13 protein-coding genes are annotated in these 18,076 nt (G+C 62.8%); 6 read left to right on the top strand and 7 right to left on the bottom strand.

Translation table 11 applies throughout. The annotated features are described in order from the left end of the window. Positions 1-35: 35 nt before the first annotated feature. Positions 36-1,664 (bottom strand): 5-guanidino-2-oxopentanoate decarboxylase, encoded by a 1,629-nt coding sequence (locus HGO40_RS07515; protein ID WP_250962521.1) that lies wholly within the window; start codon positions 1,662-1,664, stop codon positions 36-38. A 164-nt stretch (positions 1,665-1,828) separates the two neighbouring features. Here HGO40_RS07515 and HGO40_RS07510 point away from each other — a divergent pair, with 164 nt between their 5' ends. Then, a complete protein-coding gene (locus tag HGO40_RS07510; protein WP_250962504.1) occupies positions 1,829-2,710 on the top strand; it encodes a LysR substrate-binding domain-containing protein in 882 nt (293 codons plus the stop codon). 177 nt (positions 2,711-2,887) lie between these two features. Here HGO40_RS07510 and HGO40_RS07505 read toward each other — a convergent pair whose 3' ends face one another. Further along, the gene (locus tag HGO40_RS07505) at positions 2,888-3,907 is read right to left on the bottom strand and encodes an alpha/beta fold hydrolase (protein ID WP_250962503.1); all 1,020 of its coding nucleotides are present in this window, start codon (positions 3,905-3,907) and stop codon (positions 2,888-2,890) included. A 306-nt stretch (positions 3,908-4,213) separates the two neighbouring features. Continuing rightward, positions 4,214-6,526: a 5-methyltetrahydropteroyltriglutamate--homocysteine S-methyltransferase gene (gene metE / locus HGO40_RS07500; RefSeq protein WP_250962502.1), complete on the bottom strand. Its 2,313-nt coding sequence runs from the start codon at positions 6,524-6,526 to the stop codon at positions 4,214-4,216. Positions 6,527-6,635: 109 nt separating this feature from the next. Between metE and metR the strand changes: the two genes are divergently transcribed. Then, the gene (gene metR, locus HGO40_RS07495) at positions 6,636-7,553 is read left to right on the top strand and encodes a transcriptional regulator MetR (RefSeq protein ID WP_053124730.1); all 918 of its coding nucleotides are present in this window, start codon (positions 6,636-6,638) and stop codon (positions 7,551-7,553) included. A 144-nt stretch (positions 7,554-7,697) separates the two neighbouring features. Here metR and HGO40_RS07490 read toward each other — a convergent pair whose 3' ends face one another. From HGO40_RS07490 to nosR, 4 genes are all read right to left on the bottom strand, one after another. Continuing rightward, entirely contained in the window at positions 7,698-8,195 is a 498-nt protein-coding gene (locus HGO40_RS07490; protein ID WP_250962501.1) for a GNAT family N-acetyltransferase, read from the bottom strand. Then, the gene (locus HGO40_RS07485) at positions 8,192-8,830 is read right to left on the bottom strand and encodes a LysE family translocator (RefSeq protein ID WP_250962500.1); all 639 of its coding nucleotides are present in this window, start codon (positions 8,828-8,830) and stop codon (positions 8,192-8,194) included. The genes HGO40_RS07490 and HGO40_RS07485 overlap by 4 nt, the downstream gene beginning before the upstream one ends. A 24-nt stretch (positions 8,831-8,854) precedes the next feature. Continuing rightward, complete coding sequence (locus HGO40_RS07480; RefSeq protein WP_250962499.1) at positions 8,855-9,271, bottom strand: NUDIX hydrolase; 417 nt, start codon at positions 9,269-9,271, stop codon at positions 8,855-8,857. Between the two features lie 215 nt (positions 9,272-9,486). Continuing rightward, positions 9,487-10,854: a response regulator c-di-GMP phosphodiesterase, NosR family gene (nosR, locus tag HGO40_RS07475; RefSeq protein WP_250962498.1), complete on the bottom strand. Its 1,368-nt coding sequence runs from the start codon at positions 10,852-10,854 to the stop codon at positions 9,487-9,489. A 228-nt stretch (positions 10,855-11,082) separates the two neighbouring features. On the opposite strand from nosR, the gene HGO40_RS07470 reads away from it, so the two are divergent. The 4 genes from HGO40_RS07470 to HGO40_RS07455 are packed head-to-tail and all read left to right on the top strand — an operon-like array spanning position 11,083 to position 18,046. Beyond that, positions 11,083-13,374: a GGDEF/EAL domain-containing response regulator gene (locus HGO40_RS07470; protein ID WP_250962497.1), complete on the top strand. Its 2,292-nt coding sequence runs from the start codon at positions 11,083-11,085 to the stop codon at positions 13,372-13,374. Further along, on the top strand, positions 13,371-15,245 hold the full coding sequence (locus HGO40_RS07465; protein ID WP_207966756.1) for a putative bifunctional diguanylate cyclase/phosphodiesterase: 1,875 nt from the start codon (positions 13,371-13,373) through the stop codon (positions 15,243-15,245). Before HGO40_RS07470 ends, HGO40_RS07465 begins: the two co-directional genes overlap by 4 nt. A gap of 42 nt (positions 15,246-15,287) precedes the next feature. Continuing rightward, positions 15,288-16,247, top strand: coding sequence for a cytochrome-c peroxidase (locus tag HGO40_RS07460; protein ID WP_250962496.1), 960 nt, complete (start codon positions 15,288-15,290; stop codon positions 16,245-16,247). Continuing rightward, complete coding sequence (locus tag HGO40_RS07455) at positions 16,244-18,046, top strand: DAHL domain-containing sensor histidine kinase (protein ID WP_250962495.1); 1,803 nt, start codon at positions 16,244-16,246, stop codon at positions 18,044-18,046. Before HGO40_RS07460 ends, HGO40_RS07455 begins: the two co-directional genes overlap by 4 nt. The last annotated feature ends 30 nt before the right edge of the window (positions 18,047-18,076 follow it).

Below are 18,076 nucleotides of genomic sequence, written 5' to 3'. Positions count from 1 at the left end.
GCTTGCTCGCGATGGGGCCAGTCGTCACACCTCAGTTAATCCAATTTCCAGCGCGCCTGATTGATCTCAATCAACGTCGGCCCCTGCCGCTCACGCGCCGCCAGCAACGCAGCCCGAAGCGACGGCACATCATCGATGGCCTCGGCAAAACAGCCCAAGGCCTTGGCGACGCCGATGAAGTCCGGGGTATGGATGTCCACGCCCACCGGTTCGATGGCGCGGTTGAGCATGTATTTCTTGATCTCTTCGTAGCCCTGGGTATTCCACAACAGCACGATCACGGGGGTGCGCGCTTCCACGGCGCTGGCCAGTTCCGGCAGGGTGAACTGCAACCCGCCGTCGCCGATCAGGCACACCACCGCCGGGCGGCCGTGGCCCAGGTCCTTGCCGCCGAGCCAGGCGCCGATGGCCGCCGGCAATGCGTAGCCGAGGGTGCCGTAGCCGGTGGAGGAGTTGAACCAGCGGCGCGGCTGTTCCAGGTTGAAGGTCAGGTTGCCGGAGTACACCGGTTGCGTGGAATCGCCGACAAACACCGCCTCCGGTAGCGTCTGCAAGACCGTGTCGAGAAACACCATCTGGGCCCGGGTCGCGGCGTCCCAACTGCCTTGAAGCTCGGCGCACAACCGGGCGGCACGCGCCGGTCCCCAATCGGCGTGGCGTTCAGCCAAGGGTTGCCGGCCCAATTCGTCGAGCACGGCCCGGGCCGCGATGCGGGCGTCGGCCACCAAGGCCAGGTGCGGCGGGTAGTTGCGCACGGTCTGGTCCGGGTCGATGTCGATACGCAGCAGCGCACCGGGAATTTCGAAGCCGCCGGCGAAGGTAATGTCGTAGTCGGTCTCGGCCAATTCGGTGCCGATGGCCAGCACCACGTCCGCCTCGGCCACCAAGGCACGGGTGGCCACCAGGCTCTGGGTGGAGCCGATCAACAACGGATGGCGCGCCGGCAGCAGGCCTTTGGCATTGATGGTCAACGCCACGGGCGCGCCGAGGCGTTCGGCCAACTCGGTCAATTCGGCCGCGGCGTCAATGGCCCCGCCACCGGCCAGGATCAAAGGCCGCCGAGCGGTCGCCAGCAGGCCAGCCATTTGTTTGACCGCATGGGGTGCGGCACCGGCTCGGCTGATATTCACTGGCACGCTGGCCAGCCAGGCATCGGCGTCTTCGACCAGCACGTCCAGCGGGATTTCAATGTGCACTGGCCGTGGGCGCCCGGCCTGGAACACCGCGAACGCCCGGGCCAGCACGCCGGGCAACTCGGCAGCGGACATCAGCGTGTGGGAAAACGCCGCGACACCGCCCACCAACGCAGACTGGTTCGGCAGTTCATGCAGCTTGCCGCGGCCGCCGCCCAACTGGCTGCGCGACTGCACGCTGGAGATCACCAGCATCGGGATCGAATCGGCATAAGCCTGGCCCATGGCGGTGGTGATATTGGTCATGCCCGGGCCGGTGATGATGAAACACACGCCGGGCTTGCCGCTGACGCGGGCGTAACCGTCGGCCATGAAGCCTGCGCCCTGCTCATGTCGCGGCGTCACATGGCGGATGCTCGAACGGGCCAGCCCGCGGTACAACTCGACGGTGTGCACGCCGGGAATGCCGAACACCTGCTCCACGCCATAACCTTCAAGTAACTTGACCAATACTTCGCCGCACGTCGCCATTGCCATTGCCATTGCCTTTTTCTGGTCGGGTAAAGGGCCGCGCACTGCACGCGGCAGGCCCGTTTTTGTCTTGGGAATGGCGTTATTGGAACGGGCCGGGCATGGCGGCAACAATCGATAAAAAGTCATACTCGCCATGTCTCCACGTCATGGCTTGGATCGAAATGAAACGACTTCCCCCGCTGCCGGCGCTGCACACCTTTCTGATCACGGCCCAATGCTGCAACTTCACCCGGGCCGCCGAACAGCTGCACATCACCCAGGGCGCGGTGAGCCGGCAGATCGCCGGGCTGGAAGATCATTTGGGTTATGCGCTGTTCCGGCGCCAGGCGCGCGGCCTGAGCCTGACCGCCGAGGGCCAGGCCTGGCTGCCACGGGTGCAGCAGGTGTTCAGCCTGATCGACGAAGCGGTCGAGCAGATCGGCGAGAAGCGCCAAGTCCTGCGACTCAAGGCCCCGACCTGCGTGATGCGCTGGTTGCTGCCGCGTCTGTTGCAGTGGCAAAAGGAACGACCGGACGTGCCGGTGGAGCTGACCACCACCGTCAGGCACGGCGTGGATTTCCAGCGCGAAGCCTTCGACGCCGCAGTGGTCTATGGCCCGCCGCCGGACACCTCGCTGGCGTGCCTGCACCTGTTCGATGAACAACTGACGCCCGTGTGCTCGCGCCCGGTCCTCGAAGGCCTGGTGCCGTTGCATGAACCCGCCGACCTGCAACACTACCTGCTGTTGCACCCGGCCCTTGACCAGCGCGACTGGAACGCCTGGCTGGCGGCGGCCGATGTGCATTTAAGCAATGTCAGCAAGGGCCAGCACTTCGAAACCCTGGACCTGGCGATGTCCATGGCCTCCCAGGGCACCGGCGTGGCGATTGGCGACTGGTCGCTGATCGGCGACGACCTGAGCGCCGGCCGACTGGTGATGCCGTTCGAGCTGAAGGTCAAGACCGGCCTGGGCTATCACCTGGTGCACCCGCGCAAGCCCCAGGCCCCGGGGCCGTTGCAGGAATTGATGGGGTGGTTGGTGGAGCAGGCTCGGGCACGTTGAATGCTCGCAAGGTGCTTTTGTGGCGAGGGAGCTTGCTCCCGCTGGGCTGCGCAGCAGCCCCCAAAAACTTCAGTCTGATCCTATCCCACAGTCGAGCTTTTTGGGACCGCTTCGCGCTCCAGCGGGAGCAAGCTCCCTCGCCACGAAAGCAGGACAGATCTCAAGCACCCGGGTTTTTCAGAGCAGGTTGGGCGCCTGCGCCGGCTCGATCTGAGCCCAGTGCGAAGTGTCTTCACGGTGCTGCTGCAGGTACGGCAACACCGCCCCCAGCAAGGGCGCCTTGAACGCGTCCTGGAAGCGATGGGCCAGGCCCGGGATCAGTTTCAGTTGGCTGCCTTGGATGTGCGCGGCCAAGTGCACGCCATGCATCACCGGCAGCAAAGGGTCGGCGGTGCCGTGGACGACCAGGGTCGGCACCCGCAGTTGATTGAGCAGGGCCACCCGGCTCGGCTCGGCCATGATCGCCATGATCTGGCGCTTCACGCCTTCAGGATTGAAGGCCCGGTCATAAGCCACGGCGGCCTGATGCAGCAAGGCCTGGCGATCGTCCATCACCACCGGGCTGCCCAAAGCGGCCAGCAGATCGGCTTGCTGTTCAAGGGCCATTTCGCGATTCGGCGCACCGCGCCGGGATAACAGTTGCACCAGTTTTTCGCTGGGCGCGGGCAAGCCGGCGGCACTGGAGCTGGTCATGATCAGGGTCAGGCTTTCAACCCGCTCAGGCGCCATGGCGGCCATGTGCTGGGCGATCATCCCGCCCATGCTCGCGCCCAGTACGTGAAAGCTTTGCACATGCAGCGCGTCCATCAGCCCCAGCCCGTCGTCGGCCATGTCGGTCAAGGTATACGGCGCGGCCACGGGCAAGCCGAGTTTGTAGCGCAGGGCTTCAAAGGTCAGGTTGGCGCTGCCGGGCGCCTGGCGCCAGGTGGACAGGCCAACATCGCGGTTGTCGTAGCGAATCACCCGGAAACCCTGCTCACACAGGGCGACCACCACTTCGTCCGGCCAATGGATCAGTTGCCCGCCCAGGCCCATCACCAACAGCAAGGCAGGATCCGAAGCACGGCCAATGCTTTGGTAAGCCAGGCTGACCTGATCCAGGTCGACATGTTGAGTTGCAACGTTGACATCACAACGAGACGCCGCCATCGACGGCAGGCCGAAAAACAGCACGGCCAGGAAAATGAATACACGCATGAAGAAACACCAAAACGCAGAACCCCAGTAGAGCGCGAGTCTGATGAAGTTTGTTCAAGCGCGCTGCCACAGTTGCGTGACAGTTTGATGAAGATTGCCGAATGGTGATCTGAAGCCAGGTGCGCACCCTGTGGCGAGGGAGCTTGCTCCCGCTGGAGCGCGAAGCGGTCCCAAAAGGCTTCAACCTCAAAATAGGAACAGGGCATGAAATGTAGGGGCTGCTGCGCAGCCCAGCGGGAGCAAGCTCCCTCGCCACAAAAAAGCGTCGTTGCCTAAGACAGGGAGCTCGCCCACAACATCCAGGCTTCAGGCCAGTTGGCCACGCAACTGCCGCGCCGCCGCCACCATGTTCACCAAGGCCGCTTCCGTCTCAGGCCAGCCCCGGGTTTTCAGCCCGCAGTCGGGGTTGATCCACAGCCGCTCGGCGGCGATTCGTTTCACTGCCTTGCTCATCAGCGCAACCATCTCGGCGGTGTCCGGCACCCGTGGCGAGTGAATGTCGTAGACACCCGGACCGATGTCGTTCGGGTAGTCGAACGCCTCGAAGGCATCCAGCAACTCCATGTCCGAGCGCGAGGTCTCGATGGTGATCACATCGGCGTCCATGTCGGCGATGGCCTTGATCACATCATTGAACTCGCTGTAGCACATGTGGGTATGGATCTGGGTGTCATCCGCCACGCCCGAGGCGCACAAGCGGAACGCCTCCACGGCCCAGTCCAGGTAGGCCTGCCATTCCCCGCGACGCAACGGCAATCCCTCGCGGAACGCCGCTTCGTCGATCTGCACGATCTTGATCCCGGCTTTTTCCAGGTCCAGCACTTCGTCCCGCAGGACCAGGGCCAGTTGCCGGGCCTGGACCTGGCGCGACACGTCTTCGCGGGGGAACGACCACATCAGCATGGTCACGGGACCGGTGAGCATGCCTTTCATGACTTTGTCGGTCAGGCTTTGCGCGTAACGGATCCAGTCGACGGTCATGGCTTTCGGGCGGCTGATATCGCCGTAGATGATCGCCGGCTTCACACACCGCGAGCCATAACTCTGCACCCAGCCGAAACGGGTGAAGGCATAGCCATCCAGTTGCTCGGCGAAGTACTCCACCATGTCGTTGCGTTCGGCTTCACCGTGCACCAGCACGTCCAGGCCCAGGCGCTCCTGGATCTGCACGGCATGGCGGATCTCGGTGTGCATGGCGTCCTGATAGTCGTTGGCCGACAATTTGCCTTGTTTGTAGGCCTGGCGCGCCAGGAGGATGGCCGGGGTCTGCGGGAAGGAGCCGATGGTGGTGGTGGGAAAGGTCGGCAGCGCCCGGCGTGCGCGCTGGCGTTCGATGCGCTGGGCAAACGGCGACCGCCGCTGGCGGGCCTGTGGCCCGACCGCCGCCAGGCGCGCCGGGACCTCGGCTTTGTGAATACGCGCCGAGCCCGCGCGACGGGCCTGCACCGCGCGGCTGTCGCTCAAGGCCTGTCGCACGGTGGGGGCCTGGGGATCGTTCAGCGCATCGCGCAGCACCGCGACTTCACCGCACTTCTGCACGGCAAAGGCGAGCCAGCTTTTGAGTTCCGGATCGAGCCGGTCTTCACGTTCCAGGTCCACCGGGCTGTGCAGCAGCGAACACGAGGTGCTGACCCAGAGGTTGTCGCCAAAGCGTTCCTGGGCCGGTTGCAAGTGCGCCAGCGCCTGTTCCAGTTCGCAGCGCCAGACGTTGCGACCGTTGACCAGGCCCACCGAGAGAATCTTGTACGTGGGCAGGCGGTCCAGCACCTGGCCCAGTTGTTCCGGGTCACGTACCGCGTCGATGTGCAAGCCGTCCACCGGCAGGCTCACCGCCAGGCCGAGGTTGTCTTGCAGGCCACTGAAATAGGTGGCCACGAGTTTTTTCAACGGCGAGTACTGGAGGATGTGGTAAGCGCGCTCGAAGGCGCTCTTCCAGGCCTGGGGCAGGTCGAGGGTGAGGATCGGTTCGTCGATCTGCACCCATTCCACGCCCTGGGCCTTGAGGCGGTTGAGGATTTCACCATAGACCGGCAGCAGGCGCTCCAGCAGGTCGAGTTTGTCGAACGCCTCGCCCTTGGCCTTGCCCAGCCACAAGTAGGTCAACGGGCCGATAAGCACCGGCTTGACCCGGTGACCCAAGGCATGGGCCTCGTCCACTTCGTCAAACAGCTGTTCCCAGCTGAGGGCGAAGGTCTGGTCGGCGGAAAACTCCGGGACCAGGTAGTGGTAGTTGGTGTCGAACCACTTGGTCAGCTCCTGGGCGTATTGCGCCTGGCCGTGGTCAGCACCGCAGCAACTGGCCGTGGCGCCACGGGCCATGGCGAACAAGGTATCGAGGGTCGGTCGGCCCCGGGCATTCAAGGTGCTGTGGAAACGCTGCGGGACGGCGCCCAGGGTCAACGTGTGGCTGAGCACTTGGTCGTACCAGGCGAAGTCGCCGACGGGCAGCAGGTCGATGCCGGCGTCTTTTTGCAGTTGCCAGTGCCGGGCCCGCAGTTCACGGCCTACGGCCTGCAACGCTACCGGGGCCAGGTCGCCCTTCCAGTAGGCTTCAAGGGCTTTTTTCAATTCGCGGTCGGCGCCGATGCGGGGGAAACCGAGGGTGTGGGCCAGGGCCATGGTGTGCGTCCTCCTGTAAAAGATGGCGCCATTGTCGACAACCCGACCTGCATGAGACAAACTCAACCTTTTCGTGTTGATCACAAGTTTTACTCATGGAGCTACTCCGGTGCTTGAACTCCGTCACCTCAAGACCCTGCACGCCCTGCGCGAAGCCGACAGCCTGGTCGAAGCCGCCGAACGCCTGCACCTGACCCAGTCCGCCCTCTCCCATCAGTTCAAGGAATTGGAAGAGCGCCTGGGCATGCAGTTGTTCGTGCGCAAGACCAAGCCGGTACGCTTCACCAGCGCCGGCCTGCGCCTGTTGCAACTGGCCGATGCCGCCCTGCCGTTACTGCGCAGTGCTGAACGGGACATCGCTCGCTTGGCAGGCGGCACCGCCGGGCGCCTGCACATGGCTATCGAGTGCCACAGCTGCTTCCAGTGGCTGATGCCGACCATCGACCAGTTCCGCGATGCCTGGCCGGAAGTCGAGTTGGACCTGGCCTCGGGCTTCGCTTTCGCGCCGTTGCCGGCCCTGGCCCGGGGCGACCTCGACTTGGTGGTGACCTCCGACCCGCTGGAACTGGCCGGCATCACCTACGTGCCGCTGTTCACCTACGAAGCGATGCTCGCCGTCGCCAACCAGCATCGGTTGGCGGGCAAGCCCTACATCGTGCCCGAGGATTTGGTCAGCGAAACCCTGATCACCTATCCCGTGGAACGAGACCGGTTGGACATCTTCACCCGTTTCCTGGAACCGGCCGACATCGAACCGGCTCAGGTGCGCACCTCCGAGCTGACGGTGATGATGATGCAACTGGTGGCGAGCGGCCGTGGCGTCTGCGGCATGCCGCACTGGGCGCTGCATGAATACAGCTCACGGGGTTATGTGAAAGCCAAGCGGCTGGGGGAGAAAGGCTTGTTCGCCACGCTGTACGCGGCGGTGCGCACCGACATGCTCGACGCGCCGTACATGCGCGATTTTTTGCTGACGGCCAAGGACACGTCGTTTTCGACATTGGATGGGGTCAGTGCCGTGCGCTGACAGCTTTTTGTGGCGAGGGAGCTTGCTCCCGCTGGGCCGGTCCGACGCTTCGGGCGCAGCAGACCCGTTTTATGGCCGCTTCGCGCCCATGCGGGAGCAAGCTCCCTCGCCACAAAAGCTCCATCACTCAAATCAGTGGTTCGCTCAAAGTTCTAGCCACATATGGATTTTGTCGAGGTACTCATCGTCCACCCGGATCGCCATCGGGTCGAGGCCGTAGAGGACGAAACCGCAGCGTTGGTAGAGCTTGAGCGCCGGGGCGTTGCCGGCGGTGACGGTCAGTTGCACCAGGCGCAGGAAGGTGTGGCGCCGGGCTTCGTCGAGGGCGGCCTGCACCAGTTGGTGGCCGAGCCCGCGATGGCGATGTTCGTCGGCGACGTACATGCCGAACAGCAGCGCCTTGTGTCGGGCTTTTTCCCGGGGCTCCAGGGCCAGGCCGACGATGCCGACCAGTTCTTGTTCGACAAACGCCCCCAACAGCACATCGAGCCGACTGCCCAGGCGTGACTCCCACCAGTTGTTGGGCAACATCGCCCGCTCGCTGACGCTGGAGGTGAAGGCCTGGGGGTGCAAGGCATACGCCTGGAGCATCAGCTCGCGATAGGCCTCGGCATCGCCAGCCCGCAGGCGTCGAATGCTCACGCCGAACGCCGCTGCTCAAGCATCAGGCGCAGGGCCAGGGCACCGAGGACAAACCCCATGAAATAGCGCTGCACCGCCAGCCAGCTCGGGTTATGGACGAACCACGAGGCGATGCCGGCGGCGAACAGGGCGATCAGCAGGTTGACGCTGAAACTGACGCTGATCTGGGTCAGCCCGAGGATGAGGCTCTGGGTGAACAGCGAACCGTGTTCCGGGCTGATGAACTGCGGGAACACCGACAGATAGAACACCGCGATCTTGGGATTCAGCGCGCTGGTGAGAAAGCCCATGGTGATCAGCTTGCGCGTCGAATCTGCCGGCAGTTGCTGGGCCTCGAAGGGCGAGCGCGCACCCGGCTTCACCGCCTGCCAGGCCAGCCACAACAGGTACAGCGCACCGGCCCATTTCAATACTTCGTAGGCCATGGGCACCGCCAGGAACACCGCCGTCAGCCCCGCCGCAGCAGCGAACATGTGCACGATGAAACCCGCCACCACGCCCACCAAGGACGTGACGCCGGCCGTGCGACCCGGGCAGATCGAACGGGAGATCAGGTAGATCATGTTCGGACCGGGCGTCAGCACCATCAGCAACGCGGCGGCGGCGAAAATAAGCAGATCCGGCAATGGAATCATGGGCATCCGTCCTTGAAATGTGAATCAGCAGGTGGCGAGCAGTGTCGCTCGATAAAACGGCAGGATCACCTCGCCTGTCAACGGTGCCAGCACCAGATCGCTGTCGCCGGCCGGATCGATCCAGCACACCTCTTCGATTTCGGCCGCTGGCGAAACCGCAGCGTCGATGCTCAGCAGAAACACCTCGGCCTGCACGGTAAACCCCGGCTCGTTGGCCGCCGGCGCGCTGAACACGCCCAGGTGGCGGGCCTGGGCCGGGTCGATCCGCAGGCCAAGTTCTTCTTCCAGCTCACGGGCCAGCGCTTGCACCGGTTGTTCATGGGCTTCGATCTTGCCGCCCGGCTGCATGAAGGCTTGGGTGCCGCGCTTGCGCACCAGCAGGGTTCGCCCGTCCGGCCCGAGCAGCAGGGCGGCGGCGATGCGGATGAGGGGGGTGGTCATGAGGAGTCAAAGCCTTGGTCGAGAAAATGCCAGGGAGATTACAGACCGCAGCGGCGGGAGCAAAGCCTGGCCCAACCTCTAAACCAACACAATCTCCTGTGGGAGCGAGCTTGCTCGCGATAGCGGTGTGTCAGTCGAAAAATATCTGACTGTTATTCCGTTATCGCGAGCAAGCTCGCTCCCACAGGGGACCCCAGTCGCCTGTCAGGTTTTCTTCACCCCAAAATCGGCTTCGGCGCCGAAGGGTCGGCCGCCTCTTCGGGAATCTTGACGAATACGCTGTACCGCGCGCCTTCCATCGCTTCGAAGGCAATGAGTTTTTCGATCAACGGGCCGCTCAGGACCTTGCCGGCGTTGAGCAGCAACATGCCGTTGTCGGCATTGAGGTTGCGCGCCAGGATCATCCCCGGAGTCAACTCGCGAGTGGTGGAGACTTGCACCGTCGGGTCCGACAAGGTCACGTCTTCCAGGTATTCGGCACAGGCCTTGATGAAATCCTCGATCATGTCCGGGTCGTACAGCTTGCCGGCGTATTTGCGGATGTAGACCAGCGCTTCGTCGCTGTTCATCTGCCGTTCCAGGATCAACCCACGCTGCAGCTCGATGAAATCCACCGCCAGCTTCCACAGCCGCGCACCGAACGGACTCGCTTCGCCTTTCAGATGCTCGGGGAAACCGCTGCCGTCCCAACGCTCCTGGTGATGGCGGATGATCCGCGCCGCGTCCTTCATCGGGTCCAGGGTCATCAGCAGCGATTCGCTCTGCTTCGGATAGGCGCGGTACAGCTCCAGTTCGGTGTGATGCAGCATGTCGGCGGGCGTGACCATCATGTTGTCGGTCCAGCTCAGCTTGCCGATGTTGTAGAGCGCCGCCGCCATGGTCAGGTCGCGGTCGGTGGACTCATCGAGAAAATTGAGCCGGCTATAGACCCGGATCAACTCGATGATCTGCCGGTTGGTCTGCTTGGCCTTGGGCAGGCGCAGGTTGGCGATCAGCGAAAACACCTCGGTGCTGGTCACATAGCTGCGCTTGAGCTCGTCATAAGCCAAGTCAAGCATGTCGGCGGTCTGCTGCAGCTCGGAGGTGCGCGACGCCACGCGTTTTTCCAGGGTGGCGTTCAGGGTCTTGAGTTGCTGGTTCTGCTCGCGGTTCAGCGCTTCGAGGCGCTGGCGCTCGCTTTCGGAATGCTGGTGGGCCAGGGCCTGGCGCAAGGCCTGCACCAACTCCTCATCGTTCCACGGCTTGCTGAGGTAGCGATAAAGCTGCCCCTCGTTGATGGCCTTGGTCATCATGTCCACATCGGCATAACCGGTGAGCAGGATGCGCAAGGTCGATGGATACAACTTGCGGATTTCGGCCAGCAGCGTGGCGCCATCCATGTTCGGCATGCGCGCGTCAGTCATGACCAGGTCGACCGGGCGCTCCTTGAGAATTTCCAGCGCCTTGGCGCCACTGTCTGCCAGCAGGATCTCGTACGGCTGGCTGCGCAATAGCCGACGCAAGCTGTTGAGGATCGACTCTTCGTCATCGACCAGCAGCACCGTCGGCTTCTTTACCGGAACATCCGGCGATTGACCTTCCATTTGCAACCCCCTCCTGATTCACGACAACCGTTCTACCTTAGCCCCAAAAAACAGGCTAGTAGATTGCGAAGATTTAGACACATTTGCCCTCGGTGGCCGAGCGCATCCCGATCAGACGACTATGCTGTACCCCATGAAGGGCCATGTATAGGCCGAATACTCATGCCAGCGAAAGGGATAGCAGATGTTCCCAAGGTTCTATAGTCCGCATCAAAACGGTGCACGGCCATGAGCCTGCCTTTGGATAAAACCAATCGGCGGATCCTGATCGTCGACGACACCCCGACCATCCATGAGGATTTCCGCAAGATCCTCAGCCCGCAGATGAGCGCCGAAGACAACCTGAGCAGCGCCGAAGAGGCCCTGTTCGGCGCGCCGGTGGCGGTCGCCGGCACGAGTTTCGTGCTCGACTCGGCGTTCCAGGGCATGGAGGCCTTGAACAAGGTCGAAGCGGCGCTGGCCCAAGGGCAACCCTACGCCATGGCGTTCATCGACATGCGCATGCCACCGGGCTGGGACGGCCTGGAAACCATCGAACGGCTATGGCGCGCCGACCCCAAGCTGCAGGTGGCGTTGTGCACCGCATACTCGGATTATTCCTGGGAAGATATTTCCGAGCGCCTCGAACTGGGCGACCGCCTGCTTATCCTGAAAAAACCTTTCGACGCCATCGAGATCCGCCAGATGGCCAGCGCCTTGACCGTCAAATGGCAGATGACCGAAGACGCGGCGCTGAAAATGGACATGCTCGAACGAGCGGTCGAGGAACGCACCCGTGAGTTGGCCGACGCCAATATCATCGTGCAGAACAGCCCGACCATCCTCTATCGCCTGCGGGGCGAACCGCCGTTCGCGTTGATGTACATCTCCCATAACATCACCAAGTTCGGTCATTCCGCGGCGCAACTGATCAACTCGCCGGACTGGGCAGAAACCCTGATCCATGCCGATGACCAGGCCAAAGTCCAGGAGGCCATGGTGCGCGTCCTCGACCGTGACACCGTGGGGGCGTCCATCGAGTTTCGCATGCGCACCGGCGACGACACGTTCCGCTGGGTGGAGAACCGCTACATCCCGGTGCGCAACGACCAGGGGCTGTTGCTGGAAGTGGAAGGCATCATCCTCGACATCACCGAACGCCAGCTGGCCGAAGAAAAGATAGCCCTGCTCGCCCGCACCGACGGCCTGACCGGGCTGGCCAACCGCGCCACCATGATCGAGCGCTTGCACCAGGCCTTCGCCGCCGCGCGTCGCGGGGCGGCGCCGTTTGCCATGTTCTACCTGGACCTGGACCACTTCAAACGCATCAACGACACCCTGGGCCATCCCATCGGCGACCTGCTGTTGCAGGAAGTCGCCACGCGCATCAAGGCCTGTACACGGGAAAACGACGTGGTGGCGCGCCTGGGCGGCGACGAGTTCGCCCTGCTGCAACTGGACGTGCATGAAGCGACCCATTGCGCCGCGCTGGCGGGCAAGATCCGCGACGCCCTCGTGGCGCCGTACTCCCTGGACGGCAACGACGTGCGGATCTCGGTGAGCATCGGCATCGCCCTGTACACCCCGCAGAGCCTGAGTGCCGACAGCCTGATGGCGCAATCCGACATGGCCCTGTACCGCTCCAAGGAAAAGGGCCGCAACCAGTACCACTTCCACAACGAGGAGATCAACCAGGAAGTCACCGACCGGGTCGCCCTCGCCAACGACCTGCGCCAAGCCATCGAAAACCACGAGCTGCACCTGCACTACCTGCCGGAAGTCGACCTCGGCACCGGCAAGATCCTCGGCATGGGCGTGCAGGTGCGCTGGAACCACCCCGAACGGGGCTGGCTGGAACCGGCGGCCTTCATGCCCGCCGCCGAGAAGACCGGGATCATCATTGGCCTGGGGCATTGGGTGCTGGACCAGGCCTGCCAGCAGATGCGCCAATGGCGCGACCAGGGCATGGCGCCGCCGGTGATCGCCATCGATCTGTCCCTGACCCAGCTCAAGACCGGCCCGGAACTGATCTACGACGTGCTGCGCACCACCGCGCGCTGGGAACTGGCGCCCTGGGACCTGCGTTTCGACGTTACCGAAGCCACCCTGGCCCAGACCAAGTGGACCCACAACGACGTGCTGCCGCGCCTCTGCGAATTGGGTGTGCAGATCGCCATCGATGACTTCGGCACCGAATATTCCTCCTTCGACTACCTCAAGACCTACCGGGTCAATCACCTCAAGCTCGCGCAGCGGTTCCTAGACAGTGCCAGTGACAATCCCGAAAACGCCACGACCTTGCGGGCGATCATCAACTTTGCCCGGGACGTGGGCATCGGGATCATTGCCGAGGGCGTCGAGACCCAGGAGCAACGCACCACGCTGATGTCCAGCGGCGGGGCGATGCAGGCCCAGGGGCATTACTTCAGCACCGTGGTCGACAGCGGCCAGGCCGCCGAATTGCTCAAGGCCGGCACCATCATTCCCGCGACAGACCACTGGACCCGACCAGCGAGCCAGCTATCGGAGAGCAATCCATGAACCCCATGTCGGTACCTGCCAACCGGCGAATCCTGGTGGTGGACGATACGCCGGCGATCCACCAGGACTTTCGCAAGATCCTCAGCCCCAGCGCCGGCCTCGATGACTCGCTGGACGACACCGAGAGCCTGCTGTTCGGCACCCCGCAGGTCAGCCGGCTGCAATTCCAGATCGACTCGGCCTACCAGGGCGAGGAGGCGCTGGAACTGGTCAAGCGCGCCCAGGCCGAAGGCCAGCCCTATGCGCTGGTGTTCGCCGACATGCGCATGCCGCCGGGCTGGGATGGCCTGCAAACCATCGAGCGGCTGTGGGAGGCCGACCCACGGCTGCAAATCGCCCTGTGCACGGCGTTCTCGGATTACTCCTGGGAAACCATGTCCGAACGGATCGAGTTCGACGATCAGTTGCTGATCCTCAAGAAGCCCTTCGACACCCTGGAAATCCGCCAGATGGCCAGCGCCATGACCTGGAAATGGCAACTGGCCCAGGATGCGGCGAGGAAAATGCGCAGCCTGGAACGCACGATCGAAGAGCGCGTCCAGGAATTGCTCAAGGTTTCCCACCTGCTGCAATACGACGTGCTCACCGAACTGCCCAACAGCATGTTGCTCGGCGATCGCCTGACCCAGGCCATGGCCCAGTGCCGTCGGCACGACCGGCAACTGGCGGTGATGTTCCTCGGCCTGGACCGCTTCAAGCGTATTAACAATGCCCTGGGCCATCCGGTGGGCGATGAGATGCTCAAGCGCGTGGCGCGGACGTTGGCAACCGTGGTGCGCGAGTCCGACTCGGTGTTTCGCTACGGCTCCGATGAATTCGTCGTGGTGCTGGGGGACATTGTCGATCCGCAGCAGATCAAAGGCGTGGCCGACAAACTGCTGGCGGCCATCAGTTCCCCGCAACCGATCGACGGCCATGACCTGAGCGTCACCGCGAGCCTGGGCATCAGCGTCTACCCAAGCGACGGTTTCGACGCCGTGGCGCTGATCAAGAAAGCCGAGACAGCGATGCGCAACGTCAAGGAGACCGGCCCCAACGACTACCGCTTTTTCACCGAGGATATGAACCGCCGGGCACGGCAGCAGCAGACCATCGAATCGGGCCTGCGCCTGGGCCTGCAACGCAAGGAATTCGTGCTGCATTACCAACCCAAGCTCGACCTCAAGAGCGGCAAGGTGGTCGGCGTCGAGGCGCTGGTGCGCTGGGACAGGCCGGGGCACGGCATGGTCTACCCGTCGGATTTCATTCCGGTGGCCGAGGACAGCGGCCTGATCGTCCCACTGAGCCAATGGGTGCTCCAGGAAGCCTGCCAGCAGGCCTGTCGCTGGCAAGCCGAGGGCATGCGCCCGCTGTACCTGTCGGTGAACGTCTCGGCCATCGACTTTCGCCAGCGCGGCTTCGTCGAAGGCATCGCCCGCACCCTCAAGGAAACCGGCCTGGAACCGACACAGTTAGAACTGGAGATCACCGAAAGCGTACTGATGCAGAACGTCGACACTACGGTCGCCATCCTCAAGGCCATCAAGCAGTTGGGGATACGCCTGGCCATCGATGACTTCGGCACCGGCTATTCGAGCCTGAGCTACTTGCAGAAATTTCCGGTGGATGTGCTGAAGATCGACCAGTCGTTCGTCGGTGACCTGAGCATCGACAGCAACGATGCCAAGCTGGTGAGCACCATCATCAGCCTGGGCAAGAGCCTGAATCTGCACATCATCGCCGAAGGGGTGGAAACCCTTGAGCAGCTTGAATTTCTCAAGCAGCACCAATGCGAGGAAGTCCAAGGTTATTACTTCAGCAAGGCCGTCGAACCACAGGCCTTTGCCGACTGGATGACCGAATGGGAAAAACGCCAGAACCCGTTTTCGTGAACACCGGAGTGTCCTCAACCAACGTTTCAAGGAAAACATCCCATGGCGTTACATGGACTGACTCTGGCGCTCGGCCTGCTCGTGGGAATGAGCGTGACCGCGCACGCCGCCCCACTGGACGAACCCCTCAAGCCCCTGCCACCGATCCCGACCCTGGACCCCAAGCGCGTCCAGCTGGGGCTGCGGCTGTTCAATGACCCGCGGCTGTCGGTCAACAACACGCTGTCCTGCGCCAGTAGCCATCGCCTCGAAAAGGGCGGTGCCGACGACACACCGGTTTCCCTGGGCTGCGACGGCAAGCCGGTAGAGGTCAATACGCCGACCGTGTTCAACGCCGGCCTGAACTTTCACCAGTTCTGGGATGGCCGCGTCGATACGCTGGAAGAACAGGTGCATATCGTGGTCCTCAGCCCCACGGAAATGGGCAGCACCTGGGAAACCGTGGTCAAGCGCATCGCCGATGACCCAGGTTATGCCAAGGACTTCAAGGACGCCTACCCCGACGGCGTGACCAAGCCCAATATCCAAAGCGCCCTGGCCGATTACGAACGCACCCTGCAGACACCCAATTCGCGCTTCGACCAGTACCTACTGGGCAATACCGATGCCCTCACGCCCCGGGAAAAATTCGGTTACCAGCGGTTCAAGGAATACGGCTGCATCGCTTGTCACCAGGGCGTGAATATCGGGGGCAACATGTTCCAGAAATTCGGCATCATGGGTGACTACTTCATTGACCGCGGCAACCCCACCCGGGCCGACGAAGGACGCTTCAACATCACCGGTGATGAAAATGATCACCAGGTTTTCAAAGTACCGAGCCTGCGCAACGTGGCCGTTACCGCGCCCTATTTCCATGACGGGTCGGCGCCAACCCTGGAGCGCGCGGTAGAGGTCATGTTCAAGTACCAACTGGGTCGTGAGCCCCTCAAGAACGATACGACGTTGATCGTCGAGTTCCTCAAGACCCTGACCGGTGAATGGGAGGGCAAGCCCCTATGACAGTCCTCCGTCGCCTCGGCCTGGCCTTCATTGGCGTCTTGCTGGCGGGCATCCTGTTATTCATGTACGTCAACTCGGGCGCCCAACAGGCCGCCTCGTACATTGAATCCCGGGACCTGATTCGCCTGCTCAAACAACAGGACGCCATCTGGGACAACGAAATCCTCAAGTCGCGGATCGCCCTGACCCACAACTACGACCCGCTGGTCTCCCCGTTGCACGAGATGGCACGCCTGTGGCAGCGCCTGGACGCCATCGAGGCGGAGCCGGGCCGGCATGGGCCGTCACTCTGGGAGGCCCAGCGCGACGAATACCTCAAGCTGGTCAAGGAAAAGACCCGCTTGGTGGAGCAGTTCAAATCCCATAACGCGGTGTTGCGCAACTCCCTGGCCTTCCTGCCCACCGGCGAGGACGATATCCAGGGCCAGTTCGCCCGGCTGCCCGACACGTATCGGCTGGAGTTGCAGAACGTTGCCCTCGACACCTACGACCTGTTGCTCAGCAGCATGGAGTTCGCCCAGCTCAGCTCCCCTGATATCGCGGCTGAGGTCCTGCTGGGGTTGAACCAGTGGGAGGTCAACAAGGAGCGCCTGCCTGAGGGACTGCTCAACTCCGTCGAAGTCCTGCGCAGACACATCGGGGTGATCCTGCGGGAACAGCCAAAGGTCAATGAATTATTAATGGGCATCGAAATGGTCCCCTTGGCCGGCCGCCTGGACACCATTACCAACCTACTCGAGAAAGACCAGGCAAAAGCCGCGGCCAAATACGAGCGCAACCACGTTTACCTGCTGGTGTTCGCCACGCTCCTGGTGTTGATCCTGATCTGGCTGGGGATCCGGCTGATCCGCAGCTTCGCCGAGATCAAGCGGGTCAACAACGCCCTGCAAACCGCCAACGACGAGCTGGAACAACGGGTCGAAGAGCGTACCCGCCAACTCAAGGACACCCAGAGCGAGCTGATGGACACCGCCCGCCAGGCCGGCATGGCGGAAATCGCCACCAACGTGCTGCACAACGTCGGCAACGTGCTCAACAGCGTGAACATCTCTGCCGACCTGGTCAGCCGCAAACTGCGCAGCAGCAAGGCGCTGGGGCTGGGCAAGGCGATGCAATTGATCAACGAACACACTGACGACCTCGGGCACTTCCTCACCGAAGACGCCAAGGGCAAGCTGCTGCCCGGCTACCTCAACCAACTGGTGGAGGCCATCGCGTCGGAGCAGCAGAGCCTGACCGATGAGCTGGCCCAGTTGAGCAAGAGCGTGGACCACATCAAGGACATCGTCGCCACACAGCAATCCTATGCCGGGGCCAACAGCCTGCTCGAACCCCTGGTGGTCAGCGAGCTGCTCGAAGACGCCCTGCGCATGAACTCCGGCGCCCTGACCCGTCACCATGTTACGGTGATCAAGGAATACGGCGACGTGCCGCGGATCATGGGCGACAAGCACCGTCTACTGTTGATTCTGATCAACCTGATCAGCAACGCCAAATACGCCATGGCCGGGGTGTCCAACCATGCGCGGAACATGACGCTCAAGGCGGACGTCGTCGATGGCGAGACCCTGCAAATCAGCGTCAAGGACGAAGGCGAAGGCATTGCGGAGGAAAATATGACGCGCATCTTCGCTCACGGTTTTACCACGCGTAAGGAAGGCCACGGCTTTGGCCTGCACAGCTGCGCATTGGCGGCCATTGAAATGAACGGCCACCTCACCGCCCACAGTGAGGGGCCAGGCAAAGGGGCGACGTTCCAATTGCAGGTGCCCCTGAAACTTGCAGAAGGTGAACCATGAACAGCCTGAGTAACCGCCGCATCTTGTTGA

Origin of the sequence: Pseudomonas sp. CG7, from assembly GCF_023701885.1 — a bacterium.
Lineage (GTDB): Bacteria > Pseudomonadota > Gammaproteobacteria > Pseudomonadales > Pseudomonadaceae > Aquipseudomonas > Aquipseudomonas zanjanensis.
The sequence above is the reverse complement of the archived record's forward strand: the minus strand, read 5'-3'. Positions and strand labels throughout refer to the sequence as shown.

Excerpts from the sequence above, each read along its gene's own strand:
- HGO40_RS07515 (WP_250962521.1), bottom strand. The coding sequence starts at position 1,664 with ATGGCGACGTGCGGCGAAGTATTGGTCAAGTTACTTGAAGGTTATGGC.
- HGO40_RS07510 (WP_250962504.1), top strand. The coding sequence starts at position 1,829 with ATGAAACGACTTCCCCCGCTGCCGGCGCTGCACACCTTTCTGATCACG.
- HGO40_RS07505 (WP_250962503.1), bottom strand. The coding sequence starts at position 3,907 with ATGCGTGTATTCATTTTCCTGGCCGTGCTGTTTTTCGGCCTGCCGTCG.
- metE (WP_250962502.1), bottom strand. The coding sequence starts at position 6,526 with ATGGCCCTGGCCCACACCCTCGGTTTCCCCCGCATCGGCGCCGACCGC.
- HGO40_RS07485 (WP_250962500.1), bottom strand. The coding sequence starts at position 8,830 with ATGATTCCATTGCCGGATCTGCTTATTTTCGCCGCCGCCGCGTTGCTG.
- HGO40_RS07480 (WP_250962499.1), bottom strand. The coding sequence starts at position 9,271 with ATGACCACCCCCCTCATCCGCATCGCCGCCGCCCTGCTGCTCGGGCCG.
- nosR (WP_250962498.1), bottom strand. The coding sequence starts at position 10,854 with ATGGAAGGTCAATCGCCGGATGTTCCGGTAAAGAAGCCGACGGTGCTG.
- HGO40_RS07470 (WP_250962497.1), top strand. The coding sequence starts at position 11,083 with ATGAGCCTGCCTTTGGATAAAACCAATCGGCGGATCCTGATCGTCGAC.
- HGO40_RS07465 (WP_207966756.1), top strand. The coding sequence starts at position 13,371 with ATGAACCCCATGTCGGTACCTGCCAACCGGCGAATCCTGGTGGTGGAC.
- HGO40_RS07460 (WP_250962496.1), top strand. The coding sequence starts at position 15,288 with ATGGCGTTACATGGACTGACTCTGGCGCTCGGCCTGCTCGTGGGAATG.
- HGO40_RS07455 (WP_250962495.1), top strand. The coding sequence starts at position 16,244 with ATGACAGTCCTCCGTCGCCTCGGCCTGGCCTTCATTGGCGTCTTGCTG.